Here is a 17,647-nt window from a genome sequence, read left to right as displayed (position 1 = left end):
TGAAAACGCAGGCCGCCGTGCCGCCGCCCGCGCCGGATGCCGTTTGCTTCAAAACCAAACAAAATACTTTTTCAGACGGCCCGGCCGCACCGCCGCACCCCGACAGGAGCCTTATCATGAATCCCGATTTTTCCAGCCGCAAACCGTTTCCCGAGCCACGCACACGCCTTCTTCTGGGCGCGGGGCTGGCGGCCGCACTTTGTTGGAGCGCGGCCGATATGCTGCTGGTGGGCTTTGCCGTTGACCCCGAACGTTATCCGCTGTTTTCCCAAACGCTCGCGCCGCTGCTGGGCGATGATGTGGATATTGCCGTGCTGATGCTTGCGGGTTCGGAGCAGCGTTTGTTTTGGGGCGTTTTGCCGGCCACGTTCAGCATGGTGCTGTATCTTGCCGCCGCCGTCGGCGCGTACCGCCTGATTGCGGCGGGCAGAGCCGCCAAAGCCTGCCTTGCCCTGCTGCTGGCCGGTTACGCGCTCTCGCCTCTGGGACACGCGGGTTTTTACTATGTGGGCATGGCCGCAAAAACGCTGGCCGCCGTGCCGCCGGACGCGCACGCGCCGCTGGTGGCACTGTTTGCCGCGTTCCACAAAATGCTGGCCGTGCATTGGTTTGCCTCGGTCGGCATATCGGCGGCGGCATGGCTGCTGGTGTTGGGACTGACCCTGGGCGGACGCACCCGCCTGCCGCGCCGTGCGGCATGGTGCAACCCGATTCCCGTCGGGCTGGCGGTCGGCTTCGCGTGCAGCCTGTTTCCGCAGTCGCCGCTTGCCGCCGCAATCGGTTCGGCCACGTTTAATCTGGCGCAGGCCGCGTTTTACGGCAGCGCGCTTTGTTATGCTTTCAAGCGGCAAAAGGCCGCCGCAACATAATGCACGGCACACGCCCGCAGGCTTTTCAGACGGCCTGTTTCCGTTTTCCCCGATACACACCCGCCTATGCCCCTGTTTAAAACCCTGCCGCCCGACACCGCCATCCGCACCCGCCTGTTTTACTATCTCGGCAGCGGGCTGGTCATCGTTTGGCTGACAGCCAACGCCGTCTCCCTCGTTCCCGCCCTGCGCGAACTCAACGAATCGGCCGACAGCCAGATGAGCGAACTCGCCCGCGCCCTGCCCTATATCGAATCCGACGAACTCGTGCTGCTGCCCGGTGTGGAAGAAAGCCTCGGCGACGAGCGCGACGGTTTTGCCAAAGACAAGCACAACGGCATCGCCATTTGGAACGAAAAAGGCGAGCTGCTGCTGGCCGACAGCAAAGGGATGCTGATTCCGTACAGCAGCACCAACGGCTTCGCCAACACCGCCCCCGTGTGGGACGACGACAGCTTCCGCGTCGTGTACTACCGCAATCCCGACACCGGCCTCACCGCCGCCGTATCGCAACGCTGGCACGAACGCTTTGAAATGCTGTGGCACATCGTATGGGTGCAGCTTGCCGCCTCCCTGCTCGTTTTGCCCGTGCTCGCCCTGCTGCTGCACATTGCCGTGAAACGCAGCATCCGCCCGCTCGACATGCTGGCAGACGAGCTTTCCCAACGCCGCGCCGACAACCTTTCCCCCGTCAGCCGCGCCGTTCCCCGCGAAACGCAGCCCCTCATCGACGCGCTCAACCGCCTGTTCGGCCGCGTACAAACAGCCTCCGAACGCGAAAAACGCTTCACCGCCGATGCCGCCCACGAGCTGCGCAGCCCGCTGGCCGCCCTCAAAGTGCAGGCCGAAGTGTTGGAAATGAGCAGCCCCGAAGAACAGCCGCACCATCTGCACCAAATCCGCGCCGGCATAGGCCGCGCCGAACACCTCACCAACCAGCTCCTCACCCTCGCCCGCCTCGACCCCGAACAGGGCTTGAAACAGCGCACCGACATCAACTGGGACACCCTCAGCAGCCAAGTGCTGCAACAATGCAACCTCGCCGCCCGCGAAAAACGCATCCGCCTCAAACGCGAACTCGGCGCAAACCCGCTGCCGCTGGCGGGCGACAACACCCTGCTGCAACTGATGCTGCGCAACCTCATCGACAACGCCATCCGCTATTCGCCCGAAAACAGCGAAGTGCTGCTGCGCTTTTCAGACGGCCTCATCGAAATCCGCGACCACGGCGCAGGCATCGCGCCCGAACACCTCGCCCGCATCAAAGAACGCTTCTACCGCCCCCCCGGCCAAAACGCGCAAGGCAGCGGACTGGGTCTGTCCATCGTCGAACAGATTGCCGCACTGCACGGCCTGAGCGTACGGCTGGAAAACCGCACCGGAGGCGGATTGAGCGTGCTGATCGAAAAAGCGTGAGGCCGTCTGAAAACCAAGAGGCCGTCTGAAAATCTAAAACGGATTTTCAGACGGCCTCTTGGCTTTATCCCCTCCCCGGCTTGCGGGGAGGATTAGAGTGGGGGCTTTCGCCGCCTGTCCTGTATGTTTGGCGCGGCGGAAAAAGCGGTTTCTGCGCACCGCACCGCCCCTCCCCTTCCCCGCACAGGCGCAGGAGAGGGAGCGGGTTTTACGGCGGGGTTGGTGTTTTCAGACGGCCTCCGTATCGGCAGGGAGCGCGTGCGCCGCAAGCGGCACACCCTACGTTGGTGCATCAAGTTGGCGCGACAGGCGGCAGGGTGTGCCGCCCGAGCGGCGCACGCGTTTCCTGCGGGTGCGGTGTTTGGCAGAGTAGGAAAACATGAGGCCGTCTGAAAACCATAAAACAGGTTTTCAGGCGGCCTCTATGTCGTGTACCGCTGCTGCGTCAGAGCGGGACGTAGCCGGCGGGATTGACGGTTTTGCCGTCTTTGCGCACTTCAAAATGCAGCTTCACGCGGTCGGAATCGGTGTTGCCCATGCGGGCGATGGTTTGGCCGCGTTTGACGGTGTCGCCGTCTTTGACCAGCAAGGCTTGGTTGTGGCCGTAGGCGGTGAGGTAGGTGGAGTTGTGTTGGACGATAACGAGGTTGCCGTAGCCGCGCAGGCCGTTGCCGGCATAAACGACTTTGCCGTCGGCGGCAGCGACAACGACTTGCCCGGCCGTACCCGCGATGTCCACGCCTTTGTTGTTCGCGCCGTAGGCGGAGATGACGCTGCCTGCGGTGGGGCGTTGCCAAGTGATGCCGGCCACGCTGCGGCTGCCGCCCGAAGAGGAAGACGAAGAAGAAGACTGCGCGGCAGAGGCGGCAGGCTGCGCCGGCACGGCTGCCGCAGGCGGCGGGGTATAGGCGGGTTCGCTGCGGACGGGTACTGCGGGGGTGGCGGCAACCGTGGAGGCCGAGGCATAGCCGGAGGGCTTGACGCGCAGGGTTTGGCCGACGCTGATGGTGTTGTCGGCGGAAAGGTTGTTCCACAGGCGCAGGTTGTCCTGGCTGATGTGGTAGCGTTTGGAGATGTTGTATACGGTGTCGCCGCGCACGACGGTGTGGGTGGCGGCATTGATGTCTACTGGTGCGTAAGAAGGTACGTAGGGGGCGGACGGTGCGGCTGTATGCGGCGCGGCGGCCGGACGGGCGGCTGGCGGCGGGGTGTAGGGCGTGCTGACGCTTTCGGCGGCAGGCGGGGTGTAGGGTGCCGCGCCGTACGGGTTGTCGCTGCCTGCGGCATAAGTGTTTGCCGACGGTATTCCGGTGTTGCCCCCTTCGATAACCGGAGCGGCGGGCTGCTGCATCCACGAACATGCGCCGAGCATGAAAACAGCCGCCAGCGTGGCGGTTTGGAGTGCCGTTTTTTTCAACATGTGTCTCTTACCTTCTTGGGTTGGTCGTTTAAGCGGACGCTATCATAATAAAACCCCGCGCCCTTCTCAACCCCGTGCGGGACGGGGCGGCAGTTTCAGCGGGATACGGATTGTAAAATCGCGTTATGGCACAACAGACGGCAGAGGATGCCGCAAAGGTTTGCCTGCCGCTTTATCCCGCACGCCGGAAACATTTTGCATAAAAGTGGCTCGGTTTCGGCTTTGTCGTGAAAACCATCACTCAGCCGTTTGATTTAGAACGAGTCTGTACCGCGCCAGTATTGCGCGGTTTCCTGTTGGCGGTTGTAGGCGGTAAGGTCGATTTGCAGCGGGGTAATGGTAATGAAACCTGCGGCGCATTCGGCAAAATCCGTACCTTCTTCGCGGTCGGCAGCCTGGCCTGCCGCGCCTATCCAATAGACTTGCTCGCCGCGCGGATTGCGGGCGGGAACGATGCTTTGTTCGTGATGGCGGCGGCCGAGGCGGGTAATTTTGCAGCCGCGCAGGTCTTCGGGCGCGGCGGCGGGAATATTGATGTTCCACAACACGGGCCGGGAAGGCGGCTCGGCGGTCAGGCGTTCGAGCAGCTTCCATGCGGCCTTTTCGGCAGTAGGCCAATGGCGGTCGTCATGGCTGTCGAGGGAGAAGGCAACGGCTGGGAAACCGAGCAGATAGGCTTCGGTGGCGGCAGCCACAGTACCTGAATAGAGGGTGTCGTCGCCCATGTTTGCGCCGTGGTTGATACCGGACAAGACCAAATCGGGTTTGAAATCGGGCAGCGCGTGCAGGGCGAGATGGATGCAGTCGGTGGGGGTGCCGCTGACATAATAGAAACCGTTTTCGGCCTGTTTGAGTTGCAGGGGGCGGTCGAGTGTGAGCGAGTTGCTGACTCCGCTGCGGTTGCGTTCGGGGGCGACGACGCGTACGTTGGCAAATTCGGCGGCCACGCGGGCAAGGACGGAGATGCCTTGTGCGAGATAGCCGTCGTCGTTGCAGATGAGGATGTTCACGGTATGCTGCTCCAAAAAAGAATGAGGCCGTCTGAAAAACGGATTCCTGCTGTATGTTGCCGTGTTTTCAGACGGCATACAAGGCTTTGTTTATAATTGGTTTAAAAGCATTTCTGCTGCCAGATTTCCGCTTTGCACCGCCGCTTCTAGGGTGGCCGGATAGCGCGGATGGAGATAGTCGCCTGCGGGATAGATGTTGTGCTGTTGCAGCCAGCGGCAGTCGGGAAGCTGTCTGCCTGCCTCAGATGCGGCAGTAGCGCGTTTTTCGGTAACGGCTTTGGCGGCAAGCAAAGCTCCCGAGTCGGGACAAATCCGGCGTAAATCGGCATCGGCGCGACGTATCCATTCTTCCGCATCCTTTTTGCCTGCCTGGTCGGATGCGCTGACAACCGCCGATACTTCGCGGCTGCTGCCGCCCAACAGGCTGCGCTGGAAAAACCATTGTACGTTACCGTCGGCCAGCCCGCACATCGGCGCAGGCAATCGGACGGCTTCGGCGTAACGCAGATAAACCGTTGTGATGGCATGATGGCGGATTTGCGAAAAGGCCGTCTGAACAACAGGCGGTGTTTCAGCCGGCAGCAGCGCGGCGGCATGATACGGAGCCACCGCCAATACGGCGGCATCGAAGATTTTACCGTTGGCCTTTATGCGTCCGTCGGGCAGAATTTCCAACCGCCCCACCCTTTCGCCAAAACGGATTTCCGCACCGCGCCCGCGCAGAAAATCTACGGCAGGTACGGCCAGCAGGCTGCCCAAATCGGTTTTCGGCAACAGATAGGCGGCAGCATCTTTTTCTGCCCAAATGCCGTCGCGCAATACGTTTTGCAGAATGTTCAGGCTGGCGGTTTCAAGCGGCGTATTCAGCGCACCCAATACCAAAGGCCGCCAGAAATCCCGCAGCAGTTTCGGCGGGCAAGCCTGTTCGCGCAGCCATTGCCCGACAGACGTATCCGCACCACTGCGCTTTTTCAGTTGCCACATTTGTCCGAATAAGGCGGTTTTCTCTCTTTGCGCTATACCCTCTGCCCGCAGAATGCCCCAAATCAGATGCAGCGGCGCAGGAAGGGATGCCGTCTGAAAACGCAGTCCGTCAGCCAAATACCATTGCAACGGCAGCTTTGCACAGTTTCGACGGTAATCGACACCGATTTTGTCCATCAAATGCCGTACGCTGCGGTAGGCATAAAGCATGATGTGCTGGCCGTTGTCCAAAAACGAAAAGCCGGCATTGTCCCCGGCCAATGTCCGCGCCCGCCCGCCTGCACTTTTTCCCGCCTCAAACAGAACAATATCGGCACAATCCGACAACCGTACGGCGGCAGACAATCCGCTCCACCCTGCTCCAATGACTGCAATTTTGCGTTTCATATTTGTACTCATGGCTTGAATCCGAACAACCAGGTTTTCAATGCAATGCGCGTTTTACGCGGTGTGGGGATACCGGTTTTGTATTTCAGCACATTGCCCACTCCGTCACGGCGGATTTCCAGCAACAGCGCGTGATAAACCGCTGCCATAACCAAGCCTGCCTTTTGTTTTTTGCTGTCTTGCGGCGGAAGCAATTCCTTCGCATCGCGATAAACCTGCAATGCCCTATCGGCTTGAAAATCCATCAGCGCAACAAATTCTTCCGTCGGACGACATTGGAGAATCATGTTTTCCGTTACGTTGAAACGGCGACATTCGTCTTGCGGCAGATAAATCCGCCCCATACACGCATCTTCGCCGACATCGCGAATAATATTGGTCAATTGCAAGGCCAAACCCTGCTTTTGCGCATATTCCAAAGTTTGCCGGTTTTCAAACCCCAAAATACGCGCAATCAGCCGTCCGACTACTCCCGCAACCCGATAACAATACAGAGAAAGGGAAGAAAAATCCGCATAACGGCTCTGTCGCAAATCCATGCGCATACCTTCGATAACTTCCACTAATTCCTCATGCGGCATATCGAACTTCCCAACAATCTGTTTTAAAGCCTGATTTACAGGATGCGCCGGACAGCCGTCTGAAAATACTTTTGCCAAATCCTCCTGCCACCACCGCAAACTTATTTCGGCTATATTTTTATCCGAACAACCGTCTACAACATCATCCAATTCACGGCAGAACGCATACAAAACAAGCAATGCATTATGTCTGTCTCCTCTAAGGAAACGGAAACCGGATAAAAAACTGGAACGGCTGGATAACGCTTTTTCACGGCAATATTCTAAAGGCTGCATCGATTTGCGGCTCTATCGGTAAAAGTAAGCGGCGATTGTAATGTGATTCACACATACAAACAATTAACCCGCAAACCACATCCGGCTTACGGGTCGAAGAGAGAAGTATGTGCAGGTACCGTGCTATTTCTTTGTACACGGCGCAGTAGTTCGAAATGCCTTAGCTGCTGCTATATTGGCTGCCCTGTTGCCTTCAATACAGGAATAATCCGACCCCGCAGTATCTCCCCATGCTGCATACTGATAACCCGACATTTTTGGCTCTACATAAACACGGAAACCTACCTTGTAATTTGTCCCTGGACGTTGGATAAATTCTGTTTTGAAGTTGTATTTCTCGTTTATTTCCGAACTGATTAATCCTTTAAATTTTCCTTCCAGTGCAGATTGATTTTGAATGACTGTCTCCAAATAATCAGGTCGTTTGACAATTTCCCCCTTAATAAAGGCAATGGCTCTTACCATATCGGTTCTGGCATGTGTCAAATTAGTTTTCTCAACATGCCTTTGATACGATGGAAATGCTATTGTCGCAAGAATTCCTATAATAATTACAACTATCATCAATTCAATGAGCGTTATACCTTTTATGTTTTTTTTATTCATCATAATTTAGTTTACCCGTTCATTACAAATCAGATATGACATAGGATTGAACTGTTACAACAGTATTATCTTTCTCACCCCATGCCCGAGCCGTAACACGAAAGGTAATCCTCTTATCATCATCGGACACCCATTCGATCAAAAAGCGAGGATTTTGAGAAACAGGAACTTTTGCGTTTATAGAATAGACAGCACCATCTTTGTCCAAACAGGGTTTACCCTTGCCACACTCTTGCTCCCAAACAGCTGGATCACTTGAATTCTTATCCAAAGAACACAAGCCTCCACCACACTGATCAGTAAATTCACCTTTTTTATCAAGTGAATTTAATCCCCTAGTGGAAATTTGATTTTCTGCATACCTAAGAGTATCTTCAGCCACCTGCATTGCCATTTTCTTATCTGCATCATTACTACTGATACGGCTTTCCGTATTAAACGACTGTGTTGCAGCCAAAACCATTACAGCCAAAACCAACATCATTACCATAACAATAGGTAAAGAAAAACCTTGCTGTTTATTCATGTTATCCTCCATCAAGCCGGTTGATCGTAACTGCGTTCTGCACATGAGTTACCCCCGCGTACAGTCGCATCAATATAATAGGTTTGCACATCGGACTCGTAACTACTCCCCACTCTTCCGGCTTTAACATCTCCACCGCCGACACCGGTCAATTGGATTTTTAATAAAGTAGGTGCAATCGCATCATTACCTGTACGGATATCAGATTCAAATTTAATTTTTGCATCATTCCGTAATGCCGTACAGCCGCTTGAATACCCAAATTGGACATTCCAATTATCAACCCCAGCCAACAACAACTGAGGATCACTAAATTCCCCATCTGCATTCAATTGAAACAAATAAAGCCCTTTTTCCCCTCCGGTTGGAGTTCCAATGGCATAAACATTTACAGCCTGCCTGAAAACCGATGTTTCTCCTTTAAAATCAGATGAACTACTATCATGATTTGCTGACAACGCATTAGGCAATGATGTTACTTTTAGTACACCGTTATCATTCTGTTTTTGCGCTCCTACAAACCGATCCAATAAGGAACAACTGCTCACAACAATAGGAGCCTGAAGATGCCCACCCAATTCTTTCAATTCATCATCACTACCCGCATTTACTGAAAATGCATTCGCACTACTAGACTTATAGCCGCTTGAGGATCCCAATCCGTAAGTAAAAACTAAGACCTTACCATTTGATATGGCAAAATTATTAAGGGAACTAGAAGCATCCGTACTATTGATAAACTTCACCCCTTGATTTTGATCTCTAAAATTTATAGATTTTAAATTGCCACCATCATGATCATTAGCCTCCGAACCAGATGCCTGTTTAGCCAAGTTGAAGCAACCAAATGCTCCTGCCATTCGTGCATCACGAACTATCATATTTGCCGCATTGCGCAAATCTTGTTGAACTTGCAAACGGTCATTAGCAATTTTACTCAACCGCTGTGTAGTAAAAAAACCAGATCCAGCTGCAATCAAAACAATCATGCTCAATGCTGCTGCAACCAATAACTCAATAAGGGTAAAACCTTTCATTCTATTATTGTATGAGTTAAGAAGATTCTCTCTAAGTTCCATCATTTATTCCTTACATAAGTCTGGAAACTAACCGATTGGGGATTATCTGTATCACCTTGAACCAACCAAGCTATCTTAATGGCCACATCGCCCATATTATCGCAGTTATCATAAAAATTACCATTATTGTCAATAATAGGTTTGTGTGCTTCCAAATCGCTATCCTTACAAATTACTGATCGGACATTCATATCACCCAAACGGTTATTTAACTCCATTTTGAAATCATAAACCTGCTTCCTGGCTAATGTATCTAAATCATAACCATCGCTGCCCGGCGCAGGATTAGAAGTAACATTACCCATAGTTCTGGTTTCATAATGGTCATATCTTCTCTCGGTAATTTTTTTTGCATCAAATTGCAATTGGGGATTAGCCAGCATCCCCTCAATCAGGTTCTGTGCAGCTTGTGCCGCAATAGTTTGAGTTTCCGCATTGCGGACGCTGCTTACCGAACGCAATTGCGTGGCCAAAAGTGCCAAAATACCGAGCACAAGCACAACAACCGATACCAACACCTCAATTAATGCAAACCCGCTTTGGGCATATTTCTTCATTATCATTTTGAACACCCTCCATAAGCATTACACTTCGTTATATCAAAATCCGTATATTCACATACCGCACTGGTATTTGAAGAGTCACAAAAACTAACTTGACTTCCAGATACAAGAAGAATTGCTGACCTTCTTTTTAAAATTTCCACCTCCCTTGCCTGTCCGTCGGTAAATTCATACTTGACATAGCCGCTGATCGGATATCCTGTCCCAGTTATTCCATTACTATCCAAACCGTAACGGCGGATAGAGCCGTCAGGCAAAAAAGCCAATACTTTTGTATTTACTCCATTGCTCGCGCTTATAGAACCACCAGAATAATTCACATTCAATATTTGACTACGAATCCGCACATCCCCAGCCTTATTTAAAATAATAGCGCGCAAAGGTTGGTCTGTATTTCTCTGATATTTTTTATCATTCGATTCAGCATCAGCCCACAAGGCCAACCCTGAACCCTCATTTTCCGCCTTACAATATCCGTTCGGATTTCCGTCTTTCCTGATTTGTACAGGACAGAGATAAACAGGCCTGTTAAGCCTGGCCGCTTCGGAACGTCCAAAGCGAATCATATTGGCCACTTTTTCAGCAGCAGCCGCAACCCGCCTTTTAGCCACCCACTCCGAGAGGTTGGGTATCGCAATGGCCATCATAATAGCCATGATGGCTATCGTAACCATCAGTTCAATTAATGTAAAACCCTTTTGTATATTTTTCATGAAGTTATTCCTAATCTAACCCGTTTGCGCAAAGGGTATTTCTCTCGAAAAGAATTATTTTGTCATTTTAAGCGATAACACAGCATATATTCCAGCAAAATTTAACCAATCCCTGTTTTTTCTTCACCTTACTCCTCAATTGTTACCATATCCGGTACATAAGCCGCGTTGTCAAACTTGGTAAACTGCCCCATCCAAGTTAGGTGGATTTTGCCGACGGGACCGTTTCTATGCTTACCGATGATACATTCGGCCAGCCCCTTCATCGGTGATTCGGGATTGTAGTACTCGTCACGGTACATAAACATAATTAGATCGGCATCCTGCTCAATTGCGCCGGATTCGCGCAAATCGGACATCATCGGACGTTTATCAGTGCGCTGCTCTACCGATCGGCTCAACTGCGACAGAGCAATAATCGGAACTTGTAATTCTTTGGCTAGCGATTTGAGCGAACGGGAAATTTCGCCCAGTGCAGCAGCTCGGTTATCGTTACGGCCAGAACTTTCCATCAACTGCAGATAATCAATAATAATCAGCCCGAGTTTGCCGTTAAACTGCCTGGCCAGCCTGCGGGCACGGGCGCGGAGTTCGAGTGCGGTCAGGCCGGCAGTTTCGTCAATGAACATCGAGGCATCTGACAACTTAATGACCGCTTCGTTCAATCGGCCCCAATGTTCGTCCTGCAATTTGCCGGTTTTCAAAACATGCTGATCCAGCCTGCCGACCGAGCCGAGCATACGCATAACCAACTGTGCTCCGCCCATTTCCATGGAAAACACAGCAACGGGCAGTTTTCCTTCTATGGCAACGTGTTCGGCGATATTGAGGGAAAAGGCGGTTTTTCCCATAGACGGACGACCGGCAACAATAATCAGGTCGCCCGGCTGCAAGCCGGAAGTTTTTTTGTCCAAATCGGTAAAACCCGTGGCGATACCGGTTACTTCGTCGGGATTATCGCGGGCGTACAGCATATCGATACGCTCCACTACTTCTTGCAGCAAGTCGGGAAGTTGCAGGAAGCCCTGTTTGGATTTTGCCGTACTTTCGGCAATTTGAAAGACTTTGTTTTCGGCCTCGTCCAGCAGTTGTGCGGCATCTCGGCCTTCGGGGTTATAGGCATTCCTAGCAATTTCCGTGCCTACTTCCGCCAAGCGGCGCATAATGGAGCGTTCCCTGACGATTTCGGCATATCGGCGGATATTTGCGGCAGAAGGCGTATTTTGTGCCAAATTAATCAGATAGTTGAATCCGCCTACCGCTTCCAGTTCGTCGCTGCGTTCCAGAAACTCCTGCACGGTTATGACATCGGCAGGACGGCTTTCGTTAATTAGTGCCGTAATTGTGCGGAAAATTATGCGGTGTTCATGACGGTAAAAGTCTTCTCCCGCCACTACGTCCGCAATTCTGTCCCACGCGCTGTTTTCCAGCAGCAGGCCGCCTAATACCGACTGTTCGGCTTCGACGGAGTGCGGCGGCAGCGGCAGGCCGGGTGCGGAACCGCTTTCTTCGTGTTCGGGATAATTGTCGGCTGGGTAATCGTTCATGATGTCGCCCGTATGTTTTTCCAGACGGCCTCATCCGTATGAAAAACGTCTGTAATGTATTTGTTTAAGAAGAAAATTCCAGCAGTTGGAATTCGTCTTTTCCGGCAAAGCATTCGGGACATTCCCAATCTTCGGGCAGGTCTTCAAACTTGGTGCCGGGTGCGATGCCGCGCTTGGGGTCGCCGAGTTCTTCGTCGTAAATCCATTCGCACAATACGCAGACATATTGGGCCATTTTCGTTTTCCTTGTCGTTGTCTGATATTCAAAGCCAAACAGGCCGTCTGAAAAAACGGCCTGTCCTTTCTATCGTTATTTTACCGATAGTTTGCGTACGGATGTGGGATTTAAATAGAAAACTCGTTTCCGCCCATAAATTCCAGCTCGCTGATTTCCTTGCGCAAGTGTTTGATGGCCGGCGTTACGATGGCGACAAACATCGCTTCGCGTATGCGCCGCTGTACGGGGCTGTTCATCAGGTAGCCTGCCGCGCCGGTATGCAGGGCGGCGGATTGGGCGGCATCGAGGCACAACCAGGCGGCGGCTTCGCGCAGGCGCAGGGTTTCGAGCAGCTCCGGCTCGTTGCGCCAAGCCGCACCGGCCAGTTCTGCGGTGTGTTTCAAGGCCGTCTGAAAACGTTTTTCCAGCTCGCTTCTGCCGTTGTCGAGAAAGTCGTTGGTTTCGCTGCCTGCGTCGGCAGCGGCGATTTCGGCAAGACAGCCGTCGATGATGCCTGCGCCGATGCCGATTTGCAGCAGCACGAAGCCGGATTTGATGGTGGGGATATAGTTTTCAAACTGTTCGGGTTCGGCAATTACGTCTTCGTGCGGCACAAAAACATTTTCAAATTTGATGGCAAAGGTGCGCGTGCCTTCGAGGGCGCAAAATTCGGGACAGGGAATCAGCGATACGCCTTCGCGCCGCCCGCCGGTAACGAACATGACATATTTGTCGCCGATTTGCGCGGTGTTTGCCCAAATGTGGTCTTCGCCGAGGTTGGAAACCCAGGGCAGGATGCCGTTTACGGTGTAGCCGCCTTCGGCCTTTTCTGCCTGCAACTGGTGTTTTTCTATGCCGGCCAAGTGTTTGACGGTGTTGGACATACCGGTACCCGCCAGCACTTTGCCGTTTAATACGTCGGACAGGTAGCGGCGTTTTGTTTCAGCATTCGGCGTTTGGTGCAGATACCACGCGCAGGCGGCCTGGCACCAGGCGGAAAAGGCGGTGGCGCCGCAGGCTTTGCCCACTTCGCGCAGCACTTCGATCTGCACGGCCAATCCCAATCCGCTGCCGCCTTCTTCTGCCGTGCCGACGGCGGCAAAACCGCCGATGCCGCCGAGTTTGCGCAGGAAATCTTCGGGATACAGCCCTTTGCGGTCGATGTCTTCCACCAAAGGCTTCAAATCGGTTTGCACCAGTTCGGCAACGCGGGACAACAGGGTTTCGCGGTTCATCGGATTCTCCAAAAATAGCGGTTTCGGGACGGGATTTGTTTGAAAGGCCGTCTGAAAAGACGTTTTCAGACGGCCTCAAATGCGGTTTATGCGTATGCCTGCAATTCGGGGTTGATTTCGGTACGCGCCAGATTGTTGGTGTAGTTGCACAGGGTGGCGAGGGCGATGCCGAGTACGACTTCCACAGCCTGCTGCCCGTTGTATCCTGCGGCAAAAAATGCCTGCAATTCGTCGTCTGACACATTGCCTTTTTGCGCCATGACCTGCTGCGTGAAATCCGACAGCGCGTTCAGTTTGGCATCGTTGATTTTGCCGATGGCGCGGACGGCGGCGATTTCGTCTTCTTTCAGCAGCTTTTTCAGCGTTGCCAGCTTGGTGTGTCCGGCCACGCAGAAGCCGCATTGGTTGGTTTTTGCGGCCAGAATCTGGACGACTTCGCGCTCGCCGGCGGTGAGGGAGGTTTCGCCGTTGAGTTTGCCCACTTCCTGATAGAAAGCGAGGGCTTCGGGCGAATTGGCCAGCACGCCGATGAGGTTGGGCAGGAAGCCGTTGGCTTTGAGCGCGGCTTCGACGCGGGGCTTGGCTTTTTCGGGTGCGGTTTCGACGGTGTGGATGGGGAGGCGTGCCATGGTGGTTTCCTTATTTGATGTATTTGCAAACCGGCGGATGATAGCGGAGGATGCGGCCTCCGTGAAAGAACGTTTTTTGCGGATTGGCAAACGGAAAGTTATAAGGCCGTCTGAAAGCGCGGTTTGGACGTGCTTTTCAGACGGCCTGTTGTGTCTGCTGCGGTATGTATTCAGCGGTTGAAGCTCAGATAGCGCAGCAGCAGCCCTGCACCGATCAGGCCGCAGACAAGGTAAATCATGCTGGATGTGCCGTGCCAGATGCCGAAAGAGCCGCCGGCCAGCGACAGCAGCCAGTTGGAAGTGCCGGCTTTGTGGGCGGCGATTACGGGGGCAAGCAGAAATTGGTTGGCAGCCAGCAGCAGCAGCAGGACGGCAATGAATTTGGGGGCAATGCTGCGTTCGTTGCGGCCGAAGCCGTGCGGCCTGCGGCTTTTTGCGGCAAACCAGGCCAGCAGCCAGACGGCGAGGCCGAAATAGTTGGCGGTGGCAAACAGCAGGCCGGCAATGTCGCCGGCTTCCTGGCGGCCGATGCGCTCAAACAGTATGCCGGCGGCGTAGGCGGCCGTTATCTGCATCCCCAGCCATGTGCCGGCAAGCAGTGCGGTCAGACGGTTCATCGGTTTCTCCTGTTCAAACAAACGGGCGGCATACTAACATATTTTCAGACGGCCTTTTTTCAGACGGCCTTGCCCGTGCCGTGTCCCACGAGGTTGCCGCCGTCTTTGGGGTGCAGAAAGGTAAAAATCCAGCCGGCGCAGAAGGTGATTGCGCCGATGGAGACGAAGGTCAGGCGGAAGGCGCGGTGTACGTCGGCGGTGCGCGGATCGGCGCTGCCGAAAACGTTGAGCAGCATCGCGCCCAAGCCGATGCCCAGGCTGATGGCAAGCTGCTGGTTTACCGCCATCAGGCTGTTGCCGCTGCCCTCCATCTGCGGGCGCAGGTCGGCCAGCGTGAGCGTGTTCATCGACGAATATTGCAGCGAATTGCACATGCCCATGCAGAACAGGGCGGGCACAAGCAGCCACAGCGGCGTGGCGGCGGTAACGAGTGCCATCGACATAATCAGCAGACCGATGATGCGCGTGTTCCACACCAGCACGCTGCGGTAGCCGAAGCGGCCGATTACGGGCTTGACCAAAGGTTTCACCAGCAGGGCGGCAAGGGCGACGGGAGCCAGCGTCCAGCCTGCCGTACTCGCGCTGCGGGCAAACACCACCTGCAACAGCAGCGGCATGAGAAAGGGCATCGCGCCCATGCCCAAACGGCTGATCAGGTTGCCCAGAATGCCCAGGCGGAAAGTGCGCACCAGCCGCAGGCGCGGCGGATAGAGCGCGTGGTCGCCGTCGTGGCGCGCATGCCGCCAGTAGAGCCACAATGCGGCAAAACCGCCCGCGCCGCAAACGGCGGAAAAAAGCCGCGCCGACGGATGCGTCAGCATTTCCACAGACAAACTCAGCCCGACCGCCGCGCCGCCGAACAGCAGGAAACCGATCAGGTCGAAATGCGGTTTTTCCCCGTCGGCCGCGTAAAAATCAGGCATGATTTTCACCGCCAGCGCAATGCCCGCCAGCCCGACGGGTACGTTAATCAGAAACACCCAGTGCCAGCTTGCGTATTCCACCAGATAGCCGCCCACCAGCGGCCCGACCACCGGCCCCAACAGCGCGGGCATCACGATAAAGTTCAGCCGTTCCAGCAGCTCGTCCTTGTCGTATGCGCGCAGCACAATCAGGCGCGGCACGGGCACCATCATCGCCCCGCCCAAACCCTGCACCACCCGCGCCACCACCAGCATCGGCAGGTTCGGCGCGGCGGCACACATCAGCGAGCCGAACACAAACAAAGCCATCGACACCGAAAACACTTTTTTCGTGCCGTAGCGGTCGGTCAGATAGCCGCTCAAAGGCATAAACAGAGCCAGCGTCAGCGCGTAGGAAATCACCGCCGACTGCATATTCAGCGCACTCTGGTGCAGATCCGCCGCCATCTGCGGCAGCGCGGTGTTCAGCACCGTGGCATCGAGCATCTGCATAAAAATACACACCGCCAGCAATATCGGCAGCCAGCGCGACTGGGGTTGCGCCATATCCCTATCCTTTTCCAAAACTACTGCTGCGGCCGTCTGAAAACATTGCGGAAAACATTTTCAGACGGCCTTCAAATCCGTCAGCCGCGTACCCGCCAGCACATCGTAAAGAAACTGCCGGTCCGCATTGAACAGCGCAAACCCCCACGGCAGAATCCACCAGAAAAGCGATGCGCCGAAAGCCGCCCCCGGCGGCACGCCCATGCCGCGGTTCAGCGCGGCATAGGCCAGCATCGGCACAAACACCAAAAACACACAAGCCCAAATAAAGCGCAGCCGCAAAAGCCGCAGCGGCGGCTCCCCGCCCGCAGCGGCGGACAAACCGATACGCCACACCTGCATCGCCAGCGTCTGCCCCTTCCTGCGCCACGCCGTTTTGAAATACAGCCACCACGCATACAGCAGCACCAGCGACACGGCAAAGCTCGCCGCAGGCGGCGAAACGGCATTGAGCAGCATAGCCAGCACGCCTGCGGGCACAAAGGCCGCACAAGTAACCGCGCCGGCAAGCAGCATTTCGTAAACCAGCGCGGCAAAGCGGCGTTTGAGCGGCGCGGCGGGCGGGACGGAGAGCGGAGTCATCGGCATTCCTCAAAAAAAAATCAAACCGAGGCCGTCTGAAAAAGCCTGCACACCCTGTTTCCACAGTTTTCAGACGGCCTGCGTGCAAACAAGTGCGGATGATACCGAAACAAAGCGAACACCGCACACAAAGCACCGCCTCCCTGCCTTTTCCGCCGGCAGCGATACCGGCGGCACTTGCAAAATCCCGCTCCGGTGCGGCAACGCGGTAGGCCTTTTCCAAGCCGTGCCGCTATAATGCCGCTCCCGCCGCCGGCCGCAGGCCCGGCCTTCCGAAAACACAGCCCGGGCGCAGCCGCACCCCTACCGGCCGCCATCCCGCAGAAAGGAAAAACCATGCCCCAAATCGGCATCATCATGGGCAGCAACAGCGACTGGCCCGTCATGCGCCGCGCCGCCGAATTTCTCGAACAGTTCGGCGTATCCTACGAAGCCCGCGTCGTCTCCGCCCACCGCACCCCCGATTTAATGTTCCAATACGCCGAAACCGCCCGCGAACGCGGCTTGCAGGCCATCATCGCCGGCGCGGGCGGCGCGGCACACCTGCCCGGCATGGTCGCCGCCAAAACCACCCTCCCCGTCCTCGGCGTACCCGTCCCCAGCCAATACCTGCGCGGCGAAGACTCCCTGCTCTCCATCGTGCAGATGCCCAAAGGCATCCCCGTCGCCACCTTCGCCATCGGCGAAGCGGGAGCGGCCAACGCCGCCCTGTTTGCCGTATCCCTGCTCGCCCTGCACAGCCCCGAACTGGCAGAAAAACTCGCCGCCTTCCGCGAAAGCCAGAAACAAACCGTGCTGGCAATGGAGCTGCCACCCGCAGAAAAATAAACCGGCAGAAAACCGAAAGGCCGTCTGAAAACCGTTTTTTCAGACGGCCTTTCGGTTTTCCGTATCCAATCCCGCGCAGGGCGTATCGCCAAA

At 55.1% G+C, this 17,647-nt stretch carries 19 protein-coding genes; 3 read left to right on the top strand and 16 right to left on the bottom strand.

Annotated elements, in window-relative coordinates; genetic code table 11:
- Window positions 1-116: 116 nt before the first annotated feature.
- Entirely contained in the window at window positions 117-869 is a 753-nt protein-coding gene (locus DYE40_RS05510) for a DUF6796 family protein (RefSeq protein WP_115308310.1), read from the top strand.
- A 66-nt stretch (window positions 870-935) separates the two neighbouring features.
- Window positions 936-2,285: an ATP-binding protein gene (locus DYE40_RS05505; RefSeq protein WP_172461221.1), complete on the top strand. Its 1,350-nt coding sequence runs from the start codon at window positions 936-938 to the stop codon at window positions 2,283-2,285.
- A 445-nt stretch (window positions 2,286-2,730) separates the two neighbouring features.
- On the opposite strand, the gene DYE40_RS05495 is transcribed toward DYE40_RS05505, so the two are convergent.
- From DYE40_RS05495 to DYE40_RS05420, 16 genes are all read right to left on the bottom strand, one after another.
- Window positions 2,731-3,705 carry a peptidoglycan DD-metalloendopeptidase family protein gene (locus DYE40_RS05495; RefSeq protein ID WP_115308080.1) on the bottom strand — a complete coding sequence of 325 codons (975 nt, stop codon included), beginning with the start codon at window positions 3,703-3,705 and terminating at the stop codon, window positions 2,731-2,733.
- Between the two features lie 254 nt (window positions 3,706-3,959).
- On the bottom strand, window positions 3,960-4,715 hold the full coding sequence (gene surE / locus DYE40_RS05490; protein WP_115308308.1) for a 5'/3'-nucleotidase SurE: 756 nt from the start codon (window positions 4,713-4,715) through the stop codon (window positions 3,960-3,962).
- A gap of 90 nt (window positions 4,716-4,805) precedes the next feature.
- The gene (hpnE, locus tag DYE40_RS05485) at window positions 4,806-6,086 is read right to left on the bottom strand and encodes a hydroxysqualene dehydroxylase HpnE (RefSeq protein WP_425311275.1); all 1,281 of its coding nucleotides are present in this window, start codon (window positions 6,084-6,086) and stop codon (window positions 4,806-4,808) included.
- A gap of 8 nt (window positions 6,087-6,094) precedes the next feature.
- Window positions 6,095-6,943 (bottom strand): presqualene diphosphate synthase HpnD, encoded by an 849-nt coding sequence (gene hpnD / locus DYE40_RS05480; RefSeq protein WP_115308078.1) that lies wholly within the window; start codon window positions 6,941-6,943, stop codon window positions 6,095-6,097.
- A gap of 123 nt (window positions 6,944-7,066) precedes the next feature.
- Window positions 7,067-7,552 carry a type IV pilin protein gene (locus DYE40_RS13110; protein WP_280529848.1) on the bottom strand — a complete coding sequence of 162 codons (486 nt, stop codon included), beginning with the start codon at window positions 7,550-7,552 and terminating at the stop codon, window positions 7,067-7,069.
- A 19-nt stretch (window positions 7,553-7,571) separates the two neighbouring features.
- Entirely contained in the window at window positions 7,572-8,075 is a 504-nt protein-coding gene (locus tag DYE40_RS05470) for a pilus assembly PilX family protein (RefSeq protein ID WP_244732225.1), read from the bottom strand.
- A gap of 11 nt (window positions 8,076-8,086) precedes the next feature.
- Window positions 8,087-9,154, bottom strand: coding sequence for a PilW family protein (locus DYE40_RS05465; protein WP_115308307.1), 1,068 nt, complete (start codon window positions 9,152-9,154; stop codon window positions 8,087-8,089).
- Window positions 9,154-9,711, bottom strand: coding sequence for a type IV pilus modification protein PilV (pilV, locus tag DYE40_RS05460; RefSeq protein WP_172461220.1), 558 nt, complete (start codon window positions 9,709-9,711; stop codon window positions 9,154-9,156). Before pilV ends, DYE40_RS05465 begins: the two co-directional genes overlap by 1 nt.
- Window positions 9,712-9,713: 2 nt before the next feature.
- On the bottom strand, window positions 9,714-10,430 hold the full coding sequence (locus tag DYE40_RS05455) for a GspH/FimT family pseudopilin (protein WP_115308074.1): 717 nt from the start codon (window positions 10,428-10,430) through the stop codon (window positions 9,714-9,716).
- A 128-nt stretch (window positions 10,431-10,558) separates the two neighbouring features.
- Window positions 10,559-11,977 (bottom strand): replicative DNA helicase, encoded by a 1,419-nt coding sequence (gene dnaB / locus DYE40_RS05450; RefSeq protein ID WP_244732220.1) that lies wholly within the window; start codon window positions 11,975-11,977, stop codon window positions 10,559-10,561.
- Window positions 11,978-12,041: 64 nt separating this feature from the next.
- Window positions 12,042-12,212 (bottom strand): rubredoxin, encoded by a 171-nt coding sequence (locus DYE40_RS05445; RefSeq protein WP_115308073.1) that lies wholly within the window; start codon window positions 12,210-12,212, stop codon window positions 12,042-12,044.
- Window positions 12,213-12,322: 110 nt separating this feature from the next.
- Window positions 12,323-13,429 (bottom strand): acyl-CoA dehydrogenase family protein, encoded by a 1,107-nt coding sequence (locus DYE40_RS05440; RefSeq protein WP_115308072.1) that lies wholly within the window; start codon window positions 13,427-13,429, stop codon window positions 12,323-12,325.
- Window positions 13,430-13,515: 86 nt separating this feature from the next.
- On the bottom strand, window positions 13,516-14,058 hold the full coding sequence (locus tag DYE40_RS05435) for a carboxymuconolactone decarboxylase family protein (RefSeq protein WP_115308071.1): 543 nt from the start codon (window positions 14,056-14,058) through the stop codon (window positions 13,516-13,518).
- 170 nt (window positions 14,059-14,228) lie between these two features.
- The gene (locus DYE40_RS05430) at window positions 14,229-14,675 is read right to left on the bottom strand and encodes a DUF4149 domain-containing protein (protein WP_115308070.1); all 447 of its coding nucleotides are present in this window, start codon (window positions 14,673-14,675) and stop codon (window positions 14,229-14,231) included.
- Window positions 14,676-14,734: 59 nt separating this feature from the next.
- Window positions 14,735-16,144 (bottom strand): MFS transporter, encoded by a 1,410-nt coding sequence (locus DYE40_RS05425; protein WP_115308069.1) that lies wholly within the window; start codon window positions 16,142-16,144, stop codon window positions 14,735-14,737.
- A gap of 60 nt (window positions 16,145-16,204) precedes the next feature.
- Window positions 16,205-16,726, bottom strand: coding sequence for an RDD family protein (locus tag DYE40_RS05420; protein WP_115308068.1), 522 nt, complete (start codon window positions 16,724-16,726; stop codon window positions 16,205-16,207).
- A gap of 336 nt (window positions 16,727-17,062) precedes the next feature.
- Between DYE40_RS05420 and purE the strand changes: the two genes are divergently transcribed.
- Window positions 17,063-17,554, top strand: a complete 492-nt coding sequence (gene purE, locus DYE40_RS05415) for a 5-(carboxyamino)imidazole ribonucleotide mutase (protein WP_115308305.1) — start codon at window positions 17,063-17,065, stop codon at window positions 17,552-17,554.
- Window positions 17,555-17,647: the final 93 nt, after the last annotated feature.

It is taken from the genome of Kingella potus (genome assembly GCF_900451175.1).
Taxonomy (GTDB): Bacteria; Pseudomonadota; Gammaproteobacteria; order Burkholderiales; family Neisseriaceae; genus Neisseria; species Neisseria potus.
The sequence above is the reverse complement of the archived record's forward strand: the minus strand, read 5'-3'. Positions and strand labels throughout refer to the sequence as shown.

Excerpts from the sequence above, each read along its gene's own strand:
- DYE40_RS05510 (WP_115308310.1), top strand. The coding sequence starts at position 117 with ATGAATCCCGATTTTTCCAGCCGCAAACCGTTTCCCGAGCCACGCACA.
- DYE40_RS05505 (WP_172461221.1), top strand. The coding sequence starts at position 936 with ATGCCCCTGTTTAAAACCCTGCCGCCCGACACCGCCATCCGCACCCGC.
- DYE40_RS05495 (WP_115308080.1), bottom strand. The coding sequence starts at position 3,705 with ATGTTGAAAAAAACGGCACTCCAAACCGCCACGCTGGCGGCTGTTTTC.
- hpnE (WP_425311275.1), bottom strand. The coding sequence starts at position 6,086 with ATGAAACGCAAAATTGCAGTCATTGGAGCAGGGTGGAGCGGATTGTCT.
- hpnD (WP_115308078.1), bottom strand. The coding sequence starts at position 6,943 with ATGCAGCCTTTAGAATATTGCCGTGAAAAAGCGTTATCCAGCCGTTCC.
- DYE40_RS13110 (WP_280529848.1), bottom strand. The coding sequence starts at position 7,552 with ATGATGAATAAAAAAAACATAAAAGGTATAACGCTCATTGAATTGATG.
- DYE40_RS05470 (WP_244732225.1), bottom strand. The coding sequence starts at position 8,075 with ATGAATAAACAGCAAGGTTTTTCTTTACCTATTGTTATGGTAATGATG.
- DYE40_RS05465 (WP_115308307.1), bottom strand. The coding sequence starts at position 9,154 with ATGGAACTTAGAGAGAATCTTCTTAACTCATACAATAATAGAATGAAA.
- pilV (WP_172461220.1), bottom strand. The coding sequence starts at position 9,711 with ATGAAGAAATATGCCCAAAGCGGGTTTGCATTAATTGAGGTGTTGGTA.
- DYE40_RS05455 (WP_115308074.1), bottom strand. The coding sequence starts at position 10,430 with ATGAAAAATATACAAAAGGGTTTTACATTAATTGAACTGATGGTTACG.
- dnaB (WP_244732220.1), bottom strand. The coding sequence starts at position 11,977 with ATGAACGATTACCCAGCCGACAATTATCCCGAACACGAAGAAAGCGGT.
- DYE40_RS05445 (WP_115308073.1), bottom strand. The coding sequence starts at position 12,212 with ATGGCCCAATATGTCTGCGTATTGTGCGAATGGATTTACGACGAAGAA.
- DYE40_RS05440 (WP_115308072.1), bottom strand. The coding sequence starts at position 13,429 with ATGAACCGCGAAACCCTGTTGTCCCGCGTTGCCGAACTGGTGCAAACC.
- DYE40_RS05435 (WP_115308071.1), bottom strand. The coding sequence starts at position 14,058 with ATGGCACGCCTCCCCATCCACACCGTCGAAACCGCACCCGAAAAAGCC.
- DYE40_RS05430 (WP_115308070.1), bottom strand. The coding sequence starts at position 14,675 with ATGAACCGTCTGACCGCACTGCTTGCCGGCACATGGCTGGGGATGCAG.
- DYE40_RS05425 (WP_115308069.1), bottom strand. The coding sequence starts at position 16,144 with ATGGCGCAACCCCAGTCGCGCTGGCTGCCGATATTGCTGGCGGTGTGT.
- DYE40_RS05420 (WP_115308068.1), bottom strand. The coding sequence starts at position 16,726 with ATGACTCCGCTCTCCGTCCCGCCCGCCGCGCCGCTCAAACGCCGCTTT.
- purE (WP_115308305.1), top strand. The coding sequence starts at position 17,063 with ATGCCCCAAATCGGCATCATCATGGGCAGCAACAGCGACTGGCCCGTC.